Source organism: Micromonospora sp. CNZ299 (assembly GCF_002754415.1).
Genome location: NZ_PEFG01000001.1, coordinates 5,594,031 through 5,607,544, shown reverse-complemented (window position 1 = coordinate 5,607,544; position 13,514 = coordinate 5,594,031). Strand labels below are relative to the sequence as shown.

Sequence of the window (13,514 nt, the reverse complement as noted above, 5' to 3'; positions counted from 1 at the left end):
GTCATCCTTCGCGTCCCCGGCTGCGGGCCAAGGCCAGGCGGGACGGTTTCGGCAGGTCCAGTGGGAGGACCCGGACCGGGGGCCGCGGTGGCGGATCGCCCGGGACGGTGGTGTCGTGGTGGGGGCGGCGGGTGGCTGGGACGGAGGCCCGACCGGCACCGCTGACCGGGGATGGATCGCGGGCCGGTGGCTGTCGGCGGGGGCGCGGCGACACCACCTGGCAGGCGGCCATCGCCGCACCGGTGGCGGCGGTCAACTGGGAGTCCGGTTCCACCTCGACGGGGACCGGGAGGGCCGCGCTGATCAGCTCGGTGACGAGTGGCACGCGGGTCGACCCGCCCGCCAGCAGGACACCGTCGAGCTGCCCCGGCGTCAGGTTGGCGCTGCGCACGGCCCGCAGCAGGAGGTCGACGGTGACCTGCACCGTCGGGCGGATCATGTCCTCGAACTGGGCCCGGGTCACCGGTATCCGCGCCGGGCCGCCCGGCAGGGCCAGCACCACGTCGGCCGTCAGGTCGACGGTCAGCACCCGCTTGACCCGGTCACACTCGGCGCGCAGCCCGCGCAGCGCGGCCTGGGTGCCGCGGCGCGCGCTGGTGGCCAACTCCCGGGCCAGCGCGGTACGGGTGTGGTCGGCCAGCGCCTCGTCGAAGTCGGCCCCGCCGATCGGGTCCAGACCCTGCGGGGTGCCGAACGTCTCGTAGGTGCCGCGCGGGGTGCGACGCACGAGAGCCGCCTCGAAGCTGTTGCCCCCCAGGGCGTAGACGACAGCGGTGCTGCCCGCGAACCCGCGGGCCGCGTGGCTCTCGGCGACAGTGACAGTGCGCGGAAGCAACGTCACGTTGCGCAGGCCGAAGCCGGACAGCGCCCGGTGCAGCACCTCCCGTCGGTAGGGGCGCCACCCCGCCGGGTGGCTGAGCACTATCGCCTCTGCCGGGCCGCCCTCCAGGGCGTGGACCCGCTCGACCACCCACGCCGCCAGTTCGGCGGTGAGCGTCTGCGGCGCGCACGTTTCGCCGCCGAGCAGCAGGGGTACGTCATCGCCGATCCGGTGCACGAAGTCGCGTGTGGTGCGGCTGCCGTCGTCGGTGGCGGGCTCGCCGACGTGCAGCGAGCCATCCTCGGACAGGCACAGCACCGACGGCACGAGAGCCGAACCGACCTGCAGCGGGACGGGCTCGGGGCGGGTCCAGGTCGTGCCGTGCGACCGTGCGACCGCGGCGGCGGTGTTGGTGCTTCCGATGTCTATCCCCAGGACGTACGGCATCGTCTCTTCTCCCCCCGTGAGTTGGCCGGCCGATGGCGATGGCGTCGGTGCTGCCGACGACCCACCCCCGGCGAACCCCGCGGGCTCCTACGTTCGTACCAGAGATCAGTCCCTGGTCGGGACCCTAATCTCGCCGGGTCGGTTTCCCCCTGTCCCCCTAACGTACGAGGCGGCGGAGCCCCTAGTTCAACCGGCCCGGATGCGGGCTGAGCCCCGATGCCCGGGGGTGGGCCGGGCAATAGCGTCACTGTCGATGTACGACACCCGCCGACGGCCAGATCCGAGGAGAACCGGCACATGGACTCGCACCAGACCCTCCACGACTTCGTGCTCGACCTGTTGACGAACCCCGACGCGCGGTCGGCCTTCGACCTCGACCCCGAGGGTGCGCTGCGGGCCGCAGGGCTCAGCGACATCACCGCGGCGGACGTGCAGGACGTGGTGCCGCTGGTGGTCGACTACGCGCCGGGGGAGGGCCTCACCCCACTGGTGCCGGCCGTCGGGCAGCTCGGGTTCGACCCGCTGGTCACCGACACCACCGACGTGGTGGGCCAGTTGCAGAGCGTGGCGCAGCAGATCAGCGTCACGAGTTCTCCCACCGGCGTGGACATCAAGGCCGGTGTGCTCGGCGCCATCGCGGTCGACCCGTCGGCTGCCGCCGCCGGGATCACCGTGCTGCCGGGGATCGGCCTGGGCGTCGGTCCGTACGGGTTGGACAGCGACCTGGCTGGTGTCTCCGACGTGGCGCACACCCTCGACGCCGACGTGGCGCAGCCGGTGGACGCCATCGCGGACCCGGTTCTGGGGAACGTCACCGGCGTGGCCGGCGACCCGAGCGGTCTCCTCGGCGCAACCGACCCGGGCCTGCTCGGCGGCGACCTGACCGGCGGTGTCCTCTCCGGCTCCCACGGTCAGCTCAACGGTGTCGTGGGTTCCCTCGGTGTCGACGACACCCTGGGTGGGCTGGGTCTGGGCCACGCGGGCGGCGCTGTCGGTGGCGTCGTCCCGCCGCTCGATGTTCCGTCCACTGTGGGTGGTGTGACGCACCAGGTGGACAGCCTCCTTCCCGGTGTCACCGGCGCGGTCGGCGATGTGACCGGGGGCGCCACCGACGGTGTGCTGGGCGACTCGCACGCCTCGCCGGACCAGGGCCTGCTGGGTATCACCGGCGGCCTGCTCTGACAGGGATCTCCGGTAGGAGCGGGAGGCCGGGTCGCTTCGGGCGATCCGGCCCTCTCCTGTTCCACATCCGGTCCCTCTTGATAATTGAGCCGAAATCCGCACACTTGGTGCGGTGATGGCCGGGATCTGGTTGGACGTGCTGGACGAGATCGCCCGTACGTGCAGTGCTCATGGTCGTGGTGACCTGCTCCAGACGGTGCGGCAGAAGCGTGCCCAACTGCTGGACCCGACGCTTCGGGTCCTGGTCATCGGTGAGCCGAACCAGGGCAAGAGCCAGCTGATCAACGCGATCATCAACGCCCCCGCCTGCCCGGTGGGCGACGGCCGCACGACAGTCCTGCCGACCGTGGTGCAGCACGCCGAAGCCCCGTCCGCCGCGGTGGCTCAGGCGCCGCCACCAGCCACGGGTCGTCCCGCCGGCGGCGCCGCCACGGTGACCGTGGAGCGGACTCCGGTGGCGCTCAACCAGGTCGCCGCGGGCGTGGCCGGCATGATCGGGCGTCGGGCGGGCGGCGGTCCGGCGTACGTCGAGATCGGGGTGCCGCGTGCCCTGCTCGGCGCCGGGCTGGTGCTGGTGGACACTCCGGGCACCGACGAGGTCGCCGGTGTCGGCGGTGCCGCCCCGGTCGCGGCTCCCGCCCGCGCGGACACCGTGCTGCTGGTCTCCGACTCCACCCGGGAGTTGTCGGTCGCCGAGCTGAACATGTTGCTGCACGTGATGCGCGCGCACCCGAACGTGGTCGTGGTGCAGAGCAAGACCGATCTGGTGGCCGACTGGCGTGCGGTCGCCGAGCGCAACCGGCAGCATCTCGTCGAGGCCGGCGTCCCGGCGGCGCTGATCCCGGTCTCGGCGACGCTACGACTGCGCGCCGCCGCCTCCGGCGACCGTGATCTCAACGCCGAGTCCGGCTTTCCCGCGCTGATCGCCCGACTGCAGCGGGACCTTGCCGGCAAGTCCGACCACCTGGCCCGGGCGTCGGTGCAGGCGGTGGCCCGGACGGTGGTGGAGCAGCTGGCCGCACCGCTGCGCGCCGAGCTGGCGACCCAGGAGGCCGAGGAGCATTCCGGGCCGATCTCCCGCCTGCACGCCGCCCAGCGCGAGGTCGACGAGCTGCGTCGCTGCTCCACCCGTTGGCAGAACACGCTCAACGACGAGATCGCCGACCTGCTCTCCGACATCGAGTACGACCTTCGGGACCGGACCCGGCAGATCCTGCGCACGGTGGACGAGGCGTTCGACACCGCCGATCCGCTGGACGCCTGGGACACCTTTCAGGACTGGTTGGAGCGGAGCCTGGTCGAGGCGGCGGAGGCCAACCACGAGTGGCTGATCCAGCGCTGCGACTGGATCGCCCGCCGGGTGGCCGCCAACTTCAACCGGTACGGCTACGACGTCCTGCCACCCTGGTCCATGTCCATGCCGGACGACATCGCCCGGCGACTGCCGGAGTTGCAACGGCCGACGATCGACAGGTTCACCACCGGCCAGAAGCTGTTCACCGGCATGAAGGGCTCGTACGGCGGCATGTTGATGTTCGGCCTGGCGACCACCCTGGCCGGAATGCCGATGATCAACCCGGTCTCGGTCGGCATCGGGGCGCTCTTCGGCGGCAAGAGCATTCGCGACGAGAGCAAGCAGTTGCTCCGACGCCGCCAGGCGACCGTCAAGACCGCGATCCAGCGCCACGTCGACGACTTCTTCGTCCGGATCACCCGGGACTGCCGGGACGCCGTCCGGCAGGTGCAGCGGATGCTGCGTGACCACTTCACGGGGCTGACCGAGGAGCTTCAGGAGGCCATCGTGCAGTCGTTCCGCAGCGCCAAGCAGGAGGCCGACACCGACGCCTCCCTGCGCGAGCAGCGGCAGCGCGAGATCCGGTTGAAGATGACCCGGTTGGCCGCGCTCTACGAGCAGGCCCAGCAGTTGACCGCCACGCGTTCGGCCCCGCTGCTGTTGGAGCCGCAGACATGACAGTGGGCCTGCGGCTGGACGAGGCGGCCTGGGGGTTGCTGCACCAGGCCATCGACCTCTATCAGGGCAACCCCCGGGCCGTGGGGCAGTTGCGCAATCAGGTGGCCCGGTTGGAGCAACCGCTGCGCATCGCTGTCGCCGGGCCGTGGCGGTCGGGCAAGTCGACGGTGCTCAACGCGCTGATGGGCGAGGAGGTCGCGCCGGTCGAGAGGGCCGACGGTGTGTTCACCTGGTACGAGGACGGCCCTGCCCCGCGTGCCACCGCCTACCCGGCCGGTCAGCCCCCGCAGGAGCTGACGGTGGTCAAGTCGGCGACCGGGTTGCGGGTGGATCTCGGCTGGGACACCGGGGACGTACGCGACATCGTGGTGCAGTGGCCGACGCGCGCGCTTCGGCAGGTCACGCTGATCGACACCCCGGCGCTCCCGGGCGACGTCGAGCAGGGCCGGATGCCGTTGGTGGAGCGGGTGCTGCGGGACTCGGACGCGGTGTTGTACCTGACCCGTGACGGTCGCGACAGTGATCTGCGGATGCTGGAGGCGGGCCGGGACGGCGCCGTCGGGCAGGCCGCCCCGATCAACGTGATCATGGTGTTGTCCCGGGCGGACGAGACCGGGGGAGGTCGGATCGACGGTCTGCTCAGCGCGCGCCAGCTCGCCCGGCGGCACTACCGCGATCCACGGGTGAGCGCAGTCAGCGTGAACGTGGTGGCGTGCAGCGGGATGCTCGGCCTGGCGGGCCGGATGCTCGGCGAATCGGACTTCGCGGCGCTCGCGACGCTGGCCTCGGTGCCCCGGGCGGAGTTGGACGCCCACCTGCTCTCCGCCGAGCGCTTCCTCCGTGGCGAGCTGCCGGTACGGCTGGAGACCGATGTCCGCGGCGCGCTGCTGGACCGGTTCGGGATCTTCGGTGTCCGGCTGGCGGCCACCCTGGTCCGCAGTGGCTTCGACAGTCGGGTGAAGCTCTCCGCCGAACTCATCCGGCGCAGTGGCCTCACCGAGCTGCGGGAGTCGGTGACCCGTTGTTTCATCGATCGCCGAGACACCCTCAAGGCCCGGTCCGCGCTGGCCGCGGTGGAGACGCTGCTGCGGGCCGAGCCCACCCGGGGTTCCGACGAGCTGGTTGGCGCGGTCGAGCAGATCCTCGCCGGTGCGCACGAGTTCCGGGAGCTGCGCCTGCTGGTGGCGCTGCGCAACACCCGGCTCGGGTTCGACGTGGAGCTGGCCGACGAGGCGCAGCGACTGGTCGGGGGCAACGGGGTGGGCCTCGCCGCCCGGCTCGGTGTCGAGCACGAGGCGACCGCGCAGCGGCTCTGGGAGGTCGCCGCCGACGCGCAGTGGCGGTGGCGGGACCGGGCCGAGGACCCACTGCTTCCGCTGGCGCAGAGGCGCGGGGCGCAGGTCGTCGCCCGCAGTTGCGAGGGAATGATCGCCGAGCTGGTCGCGGGCGGTCGCTGAGAGCGGTGGTCGTACCTGGCGTGATCTGAGACGCGATGGGGGCGGCCATCACGGCCGCCTCCATCGGTGCCCGCAGGGCTCAGCGCGGTTGGTATGTCTGGCAGTCGGCGATGTCCTGCCCCGGGCCGACCCGGATGGACGGTGCGTGGCACTCCAACTCGGCGTTGTGTTGGCAGTCGCTGCGCTTGCAGGCGCCGACCTGGGCGATGACCCGGTCCAGCCCGCCCTTGGCCGAGGTGTCGATGAACGTGGCGCAGTTGGCGTTCTCGTGCCCGTTCTCCTGCCCGATGGTGATGGCGAACGCGTGGCAGCCATCGTGGTTGTAGCCGCAGTCGGTGACGGTGCACTCGTGTACCCGCGGCATCTCCAGCATGTCAGTCATCGGCGATCTCGCTTCCGTCGGTGGTGCCGGGCAATCCCAGTACCCGGCTCCGACGGGACAAATCCCCATCAGTCATCTCTTCTGGGGATATTTTGCATAGGCCAGGCTTACCTAATAGCCGTGATCCGCTTCGGTCATCAACGAACGCGTCGGGCTCGACAGCCGTGTGTCTGCCGAAGAAGTGCCTCGATCTGGGCGCCGAGTTGGTCCGGATGCCGCAGGGGCGCGCCGAAGGTCAGCCGGACGTCGCGGTCACCCCCGGCCAGCTCCAACCGGAGCACGACGCCGTGGCGGTCCAGGCGTACCGGCCGGACCTGGCGAACACCCTGGAGATGGCGGGTCGGGATCAGTCGGCACAGCCGTTCGACGGTCTGCGGGTGATGGTGGTCGAGGTGGCAGAGCAGGTCGGCCTCGGCGGCGGCCAGTGGGTCGGGCCGGGCGGCCACGAAGGCGTCCGGGTGGACGGAGGTGGTGCGGCCGTCGACGGTCAGCTCGGCGGTGGCGAGGTCGAGGAGCGCCACCAGGTCCTGATTATTTTCGGTCGGGACGGTCTCGATCGCCAGCCAGCCGGTGAGTGTGCCGCGCCCGCGCACCCGGTTGCGGACCGGAGTGGGCGCCAGGTCGGTCACCTCGACCATCGCCACTGTTTCCCGCTGGTGCGCGAGGTGGTGGGTCAGGTGGCACCCGGCCGGCAGGTCGACCCGCAGCCGCCCGTCGCCAGTCACGACGTGCCGTCCGGCAACGTACGCCTCGATCCCCGGGATGTGCAGGGTGAGGGAATCGGTGGCGACGAGCATCGATCGTAGTCGCACACCCGCGTCGTCGGTGGTGTCCGTGCTGGTCGAGGGCTTGCTCACGGCGATCATCTCCTAATAAGGTTAGCCTTACCTTACTTGAGAGGTGAAGGATGAATCAGACCCGTCCCAAGGTCAAGCGCTCCCGCGCCCTGGGCATCGCGCTGACCCCGAAATGTGTGCGCTACTTCGAACGCCGACCGTTCCCGCCGGGTCAACACGGCCGCGCCCGACGCACCACCAGCGACTACAAGGTCCGGCTGTTGGAGAAGCAGCGGCTCAAGGCCCAGTACGACCTGCACGAGGGTCAGCTTCGGCGTGCTTTCGACCGGGCGGTGCGCCGGCCGGGCAAGACCGGTGAGGAACTGGTCGTGGAGCTGGAGACCCGGCTGGACGCGCTGGTGCTGCGAGCTGGTCTCGCCCGCACCATCTACCAGGCCCGCCAGATCGTGACCCACCAGCACGTCACGGTGAACGGTCGTCGCCTGGACCGGCCGTCCGCGCGCCTGCAACCCGGCGACGTCATCGCCGTCGCCGAGCGCAGCCGGGGCAAGGCCCCGTTCGTCGTCGCGGCGGCCGGGGCGCACGCCTCGGAACGGCTCGCCCCCTACCTCGACGTCAGCCTGCCCGGCCTGACCGCGCGTCTGACCCGGCTCCCGCTGCGGTCGGAGGTCCCGGTCGTCTGCGACGAGCAGCTAGTCGTCGAGTACTACTCGCGCTGACCGACGGTTGGAAGGGCCCCGAGTGCAGGCACCTGCGCCGGGGCCCTCCGCAGGTGGATCGTGGCCCGAAAACCGTTATTCGATCTCACTCCACACGGTCGTCCCTGAGCTGCGGAGATAACGCTCTCACGGATGGTGGGAGAGTGCTTGACGCGCCCGTGATCCGGACGCAACGATGCATGCACATATCTCGTCCCACCACCGCCAGGCGTGATCGGCGCACGCCGTCCCTCGCACCGCGAAAGGACCCCACTGTGCGCAGATCCCTGAGATCGTGGCTTGGCCTCGCGCTGAGCACGATCCTCGTGGCCGGAGGCATCGTCGCCGCGCCGCCCACGGCCAGCGCCGCACCGTTCACCGTGCTGATCTTCAGCAAGACCGCCGGATTCCGGCACGGATCCATCACCCCCGGCATCACCGCCATCCAGCAGCTCGGCGCCGCCAACGGCTTCACCGTCGAGGCGACCGAGGACGCCGCCCAGTTCACCGACGCCAACCTCGACCGGTTCGCCGCGGTGATCTGGTTGTCCACCACCGGCGACGTTCTCAACGCCGCCCAGCAGGCCGCGTTCGAGCGCTACATCACCGGCGGTGGCGGCTACGTCGGCGTGCACTCCGCCTCTGACACCGAGTACGACTGGCCCTGGTACGGCGGGCTGGTCGGGGCGTACTTCGCCTCGCACCCCGCCGAGCAGAACGTCACCGTCAAGGTCGCCGACCAGGTGCATCCGTCCACCGCGACGTTGCCGCAGCGGTGGAACCGGTTCGACGAGCTGTACAACTACCGCACCAACCCCCGCGGCAACGTGCACGTGCTGGCCACGCTGGACGAGAGCACCTACACCGGCGGGAGCATGGGCGCCGACCACCCGATCTCCTGGTGCCAGAACTACTCCGGCGGCCGGGCCTGGTACACCGGTCTGGGGCACACCGACGCGTCGTACACCGAGGCGAGCTTCCGTCAGCACCTGCTCGGTGGCATCAGGACCGCGGCCGGGGAGGTCGACGCCGACTGCGGCCCCACCGTCACCAGCAGCTTCCAGCAGGTGGAGCTGGCCAAGGGCGCGGCCGAGACCGGTGAGCCGATGAGCCTGACCATCCTGCCGGACCGGGGAGTGCTGCACACCTCCCGCAACGGCGTGATCCGGCACACCGACGCCGCCGGCAACACCAAGATCGCCGCGACCCTGCCGGTCTACACCGGAGACGAGGAGGGTCTGCAGGGCATCAAGGCCGACCCGAACTTCGCCACCAACCGCTGGGTGTACGCCTACTTCGCCCCGCCACTGAGCACCCCGGGTGGCGGCGCCCCGGCCACCGGCACGCCGGCCGAGTTCGCCGTCTGGGAAGGCGTCAACCGGCTGGCCCGGTTCACCGTCAACGCGGACAACACCATCAACCTGGCCAGCGAGACGCTGATCCTCAACGTGCCGACCAGCCGGGGCATGTGCTGCCACGTCGGCGGTGACATGGACTTCGACGCGGCGGGCAACCTCTACCTCTCCACCGGTGACGACACCAACCCGTTCGACTCGGCCGGCTTCACCCCGATCGACGAGCGGGCCGGGCGCAACCCGGCGTTCGACGCGCAGCGCACCTCGGCGAACAGCAACGACCTGCGCGGCAAGGTGCTCCGGATCAAGCCGAGCGCCGCCGGCGGTTACACCATCCCGGCCGGCAACATGTTCGCCCCGGGCACCGCGCGGACCCGTCCGGAGGTCTACGCGATGGGCTTCCGCAACCCGTTCCGGATGAGCGTGGACAAGGCCACCGGCATCGTCTACCTGGGTGACTACGGCCCCGACGCGGGCACCGCCGACCCGAACCGGGGGCCGGCGGGCAACGTGGAGTTCGCCCGGATCGACCGGCCCGGCTTCTACGGCTGGCCGTACTGCACCGCCCACAACGACGCGTACAACGACTACACCTTCCCGTCCGGGCCGTCCGGGCCGAAGTTCAACTGCGCGGGCGGGCCGGTCAACAACTCGCCAAACAACACCGGCATCACCCAGCTGCCGCCGGCCGTCTCGGCGTGGCTGCCGTACGGCGGCTCCGGCTCGCCGCCAGAGTTCACCGGCGGTGGCCTGTCGCCGATGGGCGGCCCGGTCTACCGGTACGACCCGAACAACACCTCGCCCGTGGCGTTCCCCGAGTACTACGACGGGACCTACTTCGCCGGTGAGTTCGGCCGCCGCTGGATCAAGAACATCAAGCTCGACGCGTCCGGCCAACCGCTGAAGATCAACCCGTTCCCGTGGACCGGCACGCAGGTCATGGACATGGAGTTCGGGCCCGACGGCGCGCTCTACGTGCTCGACTACGGCACCGGCTGGTTCAACGGCGACGCCAACTCGGCGCTCTACCGCATCGAGTACGCCCGCGAGGGCCGAGCGCCCGTCGCCAAGGTCTCGGCCACCCCGACCAGCGGCACCGCGCCGCTGACAGTGGCCTTCTCCTCGGCCGGCACGCTCGACCCGGACGGCGACCCGTTCACCTACGCCTGGGACTTCGACAACAACGGCACCACCGACTCGACAGCGGCCAACCCGAGCTTCACGTACACCACCAACGGGACCCGCAGCCCGACGTTGACGGTCCGGGACACCACCGGCAAGACGGCCACCGCGAGCGTGGTGGTCACGGTCGGCAACAGCGCCCCGGTGGTCACCGTGAACACCCCGTTGAACGGGCAGACCTTCACCTTCGGGGACGCCGTGCCGTTCTCGGTCACCGTCACCGACGCCCAGGACGGTGCGATCAACTGCGCCCGGGTGAAGGTGAACTACGTCCTCGGCCACGACTCGCACGGCCACCAGCTCGGCAGCGTGCAGGGCTGCTCCGGCGTCATCCAGACCTCGGCGGACGGCGAGCACGACACCGCGGCGAACATCTTCGGCATCATCGACGCCGAGTACACCGACCTGGGCGGTGGGGGCCAGCCGCCGCTGACCACGCACACCCAGGCCGTCCTCCAACCTCGGGTACGCCAGGCCGAGCACTTCGGTGACTCATCAGGTGTCCAGATCGTCGCCGGGGCGGCGGGACACGGCGGCGCGGCGGTCGGTTACATCGACAACAACGACTGGATCTCGTTCCGCCCCTACAACCTGACCGGCGTCCAGTCGTTCAGCGCCCGGGTCGGCGCACCGGCCGGTGGCGGCGGCACGGTGGAGTTGCGGGTCGACTCGCCCACCGGGCCGCTGGTCGGCTCGGCCACCGTGGTGCCCACCGGCGGGTACGCCAATTTCGCCACGGTCACCGGTGGGGTCACCGCCCCGACCGGCACCCGAACCCTGTTCCTGGTCTTCAAGGGCGCTGGGCCGTGGTTCGACATCGACGAGTTCACCCTCTCCACCAGCCCCGGCGGTCCCGGGCCGGACCCGGACCCGGATCCCGAGCCGGGCGCCAACCTGGCCCGGGGCAAGCCGGCGCGTGCGTCCAGCTTCGAGGGCGCGTACGGCGCGGCCAACGCGTTCGACGGCGTGGCCGGAACCCGGTGGGGCAGCGCCTTCAGTGACCCGCAGTGGATCGACGTGGACCTCGGCGCCACGTACTCGCTCAACCGGGTCAAGCTGACCTGGGAGGCGGCGTACGGCAGTGGTTACCAGATCCAGACCTCGCCGGACGGGGTCAACTTCACCACGATCCGTACGGTGACCGGTGGCGACGGCGGGGTGGACGACCTGACCGGGCTCAGCGGGTCCGGCCGCTACGTCCGGCTTCTGGGCACCACCCGGGGGACCGCCTGGGGCTACTCACTGTTCGAGTTCGAGGTGTACGGCGGCACCGGTGGCCCGTCCGGCGGCAACCTGCTGCTCAACAAGTCCACGTCGACCTCCAGCAACGAGGGGGCCGACGTGTCCGGCGCCCAGGCGGTGGACGGCAGCCTCACCACCCGCTGGTCGAGCACGTTCTCCGACCCGCAGTGGATCCGCGTCGACCTCGGCAGTCCCACCGCGATCGGTCGGGTCAAGCTGAGCTGGGAGGCGGCGTACAGCAGCGCGTACCAGATCCAGACCTCTAACGACGGCACCACCTGGACGACGGTGAAGACGGTGACCGGCGCGGACGGCGGTGTGGACGAGCACACCGCGCTCGGTGCCAACGGCCGCTATCTGCGGATCAACGGCACCGCCCGGGGCACCGGGTACGGGCACTCGCTCTGGGAGGTGGAGGCCTACACCAGCTGAACCACCACCGTTGACGTGGCCGGCACGGTGATCCGTGCCGGCCACGTCCGTCAATGCAGCTCGTCGTCCTTGTATATACCGCCTATCGGTATATGCTCCCTGGCATGGCTGAAGCTCCACTGCGGGAACCGACGTTCCTGGTGCTCACCGCGCTGGCGGAGGCGCCCATGCACGGGTACGCCGTCATCGAGGACGTGCTGCGCATCTCCGACGGCCGGGTGCGCCTGCGCGCCGGCACCCTCTACGCCGTCCTCGATCGGCTTCGCGCCGACGGTCTCATCGAGGTCGAGCGCGAAGAGGTGGTGCAGTCCCGACTACGCCGCTATTACCGCCTCACCGCCCTGGGCGCGCGGCGGCTCACCGAAGAGGCGTCCCGCCTGCGACACAACGCGGACGCCGCTCGGGTGCGGCTGCGCCGCAGCGTCCTACTGACCGACGGAGGTGCGGCGTGAGCAGCGACGACCTGGAGCGCCGCTACCGGCGGCTGCTGGCCGTCTATCCGTGGGAACACCGTCGGGTGTACGAGGACGAGATGCTGGCCGTGCTCCTCGCTGGTGCGCGGCCGGGCCAGCGACGACCCGGCGCCGCCGACGTGCGGAATCTGGTCGGCGCCGGCTTGCGGACGCGGCTACGGGTGGGCGCACGGGGGTTCACCGAGTCGAGCTGGGCGGACGCGGCGACGGTGACCGGCCTGCTGGTCGGGGTCGTCCTGCTGGCGCTCGCCAGCAGGACGCTGCTCGACCTGCTCGTCCGCGCGTCGAGCCCGCCGCCCGGGTTCGCCTCGAGCGGTCCGGATCTCGTCGACTGGCTGCGCGTCGCCGGCTGGGCGGGCGTCTGCACGGCGGTGCTGGTCGGGTGGCGTTGGGTCGCCGCCGGTCTAGCCTGGGCCGGCGTGCTCGGTTGGAGTGCGCTCGTCGCGCCGCAGGCCGGTGACAACCCGACGTACGTGGTGGACACGTTGCCGCAGTTCGCCCTCGCCGTGGTGGCTGCCGCCGCGCTCACCGTGCCGGCGCCGCGCCGCCGGGCGATCGCGCTGCTGGGCGTACGCCGACTGCTGGCCCTGCTGCTCGCACCGGCCGCGATGGTCGCGCTCCTTGTGACGAACCGGGCGACCAGCCCCACGTTCGGCTTCGTCGGCCAGGTGTCGTACCAGGTCTTGTACGGCATCGAGGCGAGCAGTGAGCTGGTCGTCTGGCTCTACGTCGCGGGCCTGGCGGCTGCCGCGTTGGCCATGGTGATCGCGGTGGCCACGCTCACTCCGGAGGTACGCCGACGGATCGTCGTCATGCTGCTGCCCGTGGCAGCCCTCGCCCTGGTCATCGACAGCGCCCTCGCCGGTTGGGTCACCTCGACCATGCACATGGGACACACCATCCCCCTGGTGCCGGCTCAGTGGGCGATGCTGGTGCTCGTCGCGCCGGTGACCTTCCTGGCCGGGGCGCTACTGGTGCGACGTCGAGAGGAGACCCTGCGCATGGTCGCCCTCGGCCGGAACGCCGACCGCGAGCAGCCAATGGGTCAGTGAGCGGCCGGGTGCTCACCCGACGC

Annotated in this window: 10 protein-coding genes; 7 read left to right on the top strand and 3 right to left on the bottom strand. The window is 70.9% G+C overall.

All coding sequences use genetic code 11. The annotated features are described in order from the left end of the window. Window position 1: 1 nt before the first annotated feature. A complete protein-coding gene (locus tag CLT68_RS25555; protein WP_088948801.1) occupies window positions 2–1,267 on the bottom strand; it encodes an Hsp70 family protein in 1,266 nt (421 codons plus the stop codon). 297 nt (window positions 1,268–1,564) lie between these two features. Here CLT68_RS25555 and CLT68_RS25550 point away from each other — a divergent pair, with 297 nt between their 5' ends. The 3 genes from CLT68_RS25550 (at window position 1,565) to CLT68_RS25540 (ending at window position 5,878) form a co-directional block, all read left to right on the top strand. After that, window positions 1,565–2,449: an IniB N-terminal domain-containing protein gene (locus CLT68_RS25550; protein ID WP_099854721.1), complete on the top strand. Its 885-nt coding sequence runs from the start codon at window positions 1,565–1,567 to the stop codon at window positions 2,447–2,449. Between the two features lie 115 nt (window positions 2,450–2,564). Next, on the top strand, window positions 2,565–4,421 hold the full coding sequence (locus CLT68_RS25545) for a dynamin family protein (protein ID WP_099854719.1): 1,857 nt from the start codon (window positions 2,565–2,567) through the stop codon (window positions 4,419–4,421). Continuing rightward, the gene (locus CLT68_RS25540) at window positions 4,418–5,878 is read left to right on the top strand and encodes a hypothetical protein (RefSeq protein ID WP_099854717.1); all 1,461 of its coding nucleotides are present in this window, start codon (window positions 4,418–4,420) and stop codon (window positions 5,876–5,878) included. The genes CLT68_RS25545 and CLT68_RS25540 overlap by 4 nt, the downstream gene beginning before the upstream one ends. A 79-nt stretch (window positions 5,879–5,957) precedes the next feature. On the opposite strand, the gene CLT68_RS25535 is transcribed toward CLT68_RS25540, so the two are convergent. Continuing rightward, the gene (locus CLT68_RS25535; RefSeq protein ID WP_088948797.1) at window positions 5,958–6,260 is read right to left on the bottom strand and encodes a DUF1540 domain-containing protein; all 303 of its coding nucleotides are present in this window, start codon (window positions 6,258–6,260) and stop codon (window positions 5,958–5,960) included. 137 nt (window positions 6,261–6,397) lie between these two features. Next, window positions 6,398–7,057 (bottom strand): DUF2470 domain-containing protein, encoded by a 660-nt coding sequence (locus CLT68_RS25530; protein WP_486482457.1) that lies wholly within the window; start codon window positions 7,055–7,057, stop codon window positions 6,398–6,400. 110 nt (window positions 7,058–7,167) lie between these two features. Here CLT68_RS25530 and rpsD point away from each other — a divergent pair, with 110 nt between their 5' ends. The 4 genes from rpsD (at window position 7,168) to CLT68_RS25510 (ending at window position 13,491) form a co-directional block, all read left to right on the top strand. Further along, the gene (gene rpsD, locus CLT68_RS25525; protein ID WP_099854713.1) at window positions 7,168–7,776 is read left to right on the top strand and encodes a 30S ribosomal protein S4; all 609 of its coding nucleotides are present in this window, start codon (window positions 7,168–7,170) and stop codon (window positions 7,774–7,776) included. 254 nt (window positions 7,777–8,030) lie between these two features. Then, entirely contained in the window at window positions 8,031–11,966 is a 3,936-nt protein-coding gene (locus CLT68_RS25520) for a ThuA domain-containing protein (protein ID WP_099854711.1), read from the top strand. Between the two features lie 104 nt (window positions 11,967–12,070). Then, window positions 12,071–12,418: a PadR family transcriptional regulator gene (locus CLT68_RS25515; RefSeq protein WP_099854709.1), complete on the top strand. Its 348-nt coding sequence runs from the start codon at window positions 12,071–12,073 to the stop codon at window positions 12,416–12,418. After that, on the top strand, window positions 12,415–13,491 hold the full coding sequence (locus CLT68_RS25510; protein WP_099854707.1) for a hypothetical protein: 1,077 nt from the start codon (window positions 12,415–12,417) through the stop codon (window positions 13,489–13,491). Before CLT68_RS25515 ends, CLT68_RS25510 begins: the two co-directional genes overlap by 4 nt. Window positions 13,492–13,514 lie beyond the last annotated feature (23 nt).

Bases quoted from the DNA above. Each gene is read 5' to 3' on its own strand.
- CLT68_RS25555 (WP_088948801.1), bottom strand. From the start codon at position 1,267: ATGCCGTACGTCCTGGGGATAGACATCGGAAGCACCAACACCGCCGCC.
- CLT68_RS25550 (WP_099854721.1), top strand. From the start codon at position 1,565: ATGGACTCGCACCAGACCCTCCACGACTTCGTGCTCGACCTGTTGACG.
- CLT68_RS25545 (WP_099854719.1), top strand. From the start codon at position 2,565: ATGGCCGGGATCTGGTTGGACGTGCTGGACGAGATCGCCCGTACGTGC.
- CLT68_RS25540 (WP_099854717.1), top strand. From the start codon at position 4,418: ATGACAGTGGGCCTGCGGCTGGACGAGGCGGCCTGGGGGTTGCTGCAC.
- CLT68_RS25535 (WP_088948797.1), bottom strand. From the start codon at position 6,260: ATGACTGACATGCTGGAGATGCCGCGGGTACACGAGTGCACCGTCACC.
- CLT68_RS25530 (WP_486482457.1), bottom strand. From the start codon at position 7,057: ATGCTCGTCGCCACCGATTCCCTCACCCTGCACATCCCGGGGATCGAG.
- rpsD (WP_099854713.1), top strand. From the start codon at position 7,168: ATGAATCAGACCCGTCCCAAGGTCAAGCGCTCCCGCGCCCTGGGCATC.
- CLT68_RS25515 (WP_099854709.1), top strand. From the start codon at position 12,071: ATGGCTGAAGCTCCACTGCGGGAACCGACGTTCCTGGTGCTCACCGCG.